Annotated in this window: 2 protein-coding genes; both read left to right on the top strand. The window is 65.3% G+C overall.

The window, feature by feature from the left end:
- The first annotated feature begins 295 nt into the window (after positions 1-295).
- Positions 296-1,891, top strand: coding sequence for an IS1634 family transposase (locus AB1609_19870; GenBank protein ID MEW6048701.1), 1,596 nt, complete (start codon positions 296-298; stop codon positions 1,889-1,891).
- A 282-nt stretch (positions 1,892-2,173) separates the two neighbouring features.
- Positions 2,174-2,898 (top strand): IS1634 family transposase (locus AB1609_19865; protein ID MEW6048700.1); only part of this gene is annotated, 725 nt, incomplete at its 3' end.

Below are 2,898 nucleotides of genomic sequence, written 5' to 3'. Positions count from 1 at the left end.
CCCAGGCCACCAGTTGGCGGGCCAGGCGGTGCAGCTTCTCCCGGTCGAGCTGGTCTTCCCGGCCCAGGCTGGCGATGACGCGCTGGCGGGTGCGCCCGCCTTCGCGGTACGCCTCCACCAGTTGGACTGGAGTTTTACACTTGCGGCCCTTTTTCGGGTGCCCCAATGCGCTCAAAGCCCGTCATGACGCGCAGCCCCTCCGGATAAACGCCGCGAGTGTAATGCTACGTCTGAGCCTTGATTGGGCGAACAGGTATTGACACGAGCGGCGTGGATGGCCTAGCATGGAAGTGTCATGTTTGTCCGGAACAACCAGCAGCGCAACAAGGACGGGTCGGTGCGCCAGTACCTGCAGGTCATCGAGGCCATCCGGGTGGATGGCAAGCCTCGCCAGCGGGTCATCGCCACCATCGGCCGCTGGGACCGGCCCGAGGGCCGGGCCCGGGTCGATGCCATCCTGGAGGCCCTCAGCCAGTTCGCTGATAAGCTCACCGTGCTCAACGTCCAGAAGGACCTGAAGGGCGAAGGCGGGCTGACCTGGGGGCCGGTGCTGGTCTTCCGGCGGCTGTGGGAGGAGCTGGGCTTGGCCCGGCTTCGGGAGTGGCTTTGGGAGGAGACGAAGGTCGAGTTCGACCTGCCTGAGGCTGTCTTGGCCATGGTGCTCAACCGGCTCATGGACCCCGCTTCCCGTAAGAGCCTGGTGGACGAGTGGCTGCCCACTGTCTGGGAGCCCCGATTCGACCGCCTCAAGCTCCACCACTTCTACCGGGCGCTCACCTATGTCTACCGCTTTGCCCACCGGGTGGAGGACTTTCTGTTCGCTCGGTTTACGGACCTCTTCAACCAGGACCTCGAGCTGGTGCTGTGGGATACGACTACGGTGCGCTTCGAAGGCCGGGGCCCGGAGAAGCTGGCCCAGTTCGGCAACGCCAAGGACAAGCGCACCGACCGCCGGCAGATGGTCGTAGGAGTGCTGCTGACCCGGGATGGGTGGCCTTTAGCCCATGCGGTCTACCCCGGCCACCTCAACGACGTGACGGCAACGCTTTCCATCATCGGGCAGCTGAAGCACCGGTTTGCCTTCCAGAAGGTCATTTTCGTGGCCGATCGAGGTGCGGTCGGGAGGCGGACCCTGGAGGCGCTGGAGAAGGCGGGCTTTGAGTACATCGTGGGGATGCGCATGCGGCGGGTCCGGGTGGTGTGGGACGAGGTCGTCGGCTGCCCCGGGCGCTATCGAGTGGTGAGCCCGACGCTGAGGGTCAAAGAGGTGCTCCGTCAGGGCCGCCGCTACATCCTCACGTATAACCCTGAGGCGGCCGAGCACGACCGGCAGGTCCGCGAAGAAGTGGTGGCTCGCCTGCGCCAGGCGCTGAAGGAGGGGAGCCCGGGCGATCTCATCCGCCACAGCCGCTACCGGCGCTACCTGAAGGTCCACCGGGACGCCATCGAGCTCAGCGAAGCGGCCATTGAGGCGGATGCCCGCTACGACGGGAAGTTCGTGGTGCTGACCAACACCCAGCGCGATGCGGCCGAGGTGGCCCAGTCGTATAAGACGTTGTGGCGGGTGGAGCGGGCCTTCCGGGACCTGAAAAGCTCCTTGGAGATCCGGCCGGTCTACGTGTGGACCGACGAGCACGTGCGGGGTCACGTGGCCGTGTGCTTCCTGGCCTTCGTCCTGGAGTCGTACCTGCGCCACAAGCTGGGGGATGCGGTCTCCTACCGCCAGGCGCTGGCGGACCTGGAGAAGCTGAAGGCGGTGCCGCTGCAGATCAAGGAGAAGCGCTACCTGCTGCGAACGGAGCTGGAGGGCACCGCCCCGGCCGTCTTCCGGACCCTGGGCATCCGGCCGCCTAACCGCGTTGAAGAGCTGCCGCCCACCCAGGTCGTGTAGTGGTACGTCCCTCGCGCGCCTTCCGCAAACCTTGTCGTTACGGGCAAATCGCAAACTGAGGTGTCAAACTCCAGTTGGACGTAGCGATGCCGACCGCTTCGGGTGCGCTTGAGCTCACTTTCCGCACCCCCGACGGAGGGGTAAAAAGGTTTTCATTCACCGGCCGGATAGAGCCTCCTGCTGGCTGGTATGATTTTCCACGGATAGAGCCCCGGACCGGAGCAGGGACCTCCCAGGTTTTGACATACTTTCCCTCCCAGAAAGCGGGCGGGGGGAAGGGCCATGGCCATCGAGGACCTGCGGGCCATCATGCCGGGCGCTTCGGCGCTCATCAAGGCGATCTGCGACGAGTTGGGGGTGGCGCCAGTCATCGACGAGCGGGTCCGCTGGGACGAGCAGCAGTGCAAGCTCTCGCCGGGGACGCGCATCGTCGCCATGATCGTCAATGCGCTGGTGCACCGCACCCCGCTCTACCAGGTCGAGGAGTTCTACGCAGGGCAGGATGTGACGCGGTTGTTTGGCCCCAGCGTCTCGGCGCAGGACTTCAACGACGACGCCCTGGCAAGAGCGCTGGACGCCCTGGCGGAGGCGGAGCCCCGGACGCTTTTTACTCAACTGGCCCTCCAGGCGGTCCTGCGGGATCGCATCCCGGTGAAGACCCTGCACGCCGATACCACGTCCCGGTCGGTCTACGGCGCCTACGAGAGCTACCCCACCCAGCCGCTGCACATCACCTACGGCAACAGCAAAGAGCATCGACCCGATCTCAAGCAGTTCCTCTTCGGCCTGGTGACCAACGCGGAGGGCTTTCCCGTGGCCGCCACCGTCCACGACGGCAACCTCGCCGACAAGACGTGGAACGAGCAGGTGCAGAGTACGAGGCAAATCGACCACCGAATACGATCCATGCCGACCACCCCGTACGATCCATGTCGACCACCGGTTACGAAGGATGCCGACCACCGATTCCGAGGGAAGCCGACCGCCGCGTACGATCCATGCCGACC

The sequence above is a fragment of the Bacillota bacterium genome (assembly GCA_040754675.1).
In the GTDB taxonomy this organism is placed as follows: domain Bacteria; phylum Bacillota; class Limnochordia; order Limnochordales; family Geochordaceae; genus Geochorda.
This window is presented reverse-complemented; position numbering and strand designations above follow the sequence as displayed.

Coding starts and splice junctions, on each gene's coding strand:
- AB1609_19870 (MEW6048701.1), top strand. CDS start 296: ATGTTTGTCCGGAACAACCAGCAGCGCAACAAGGACGGGTCGGTGCGC.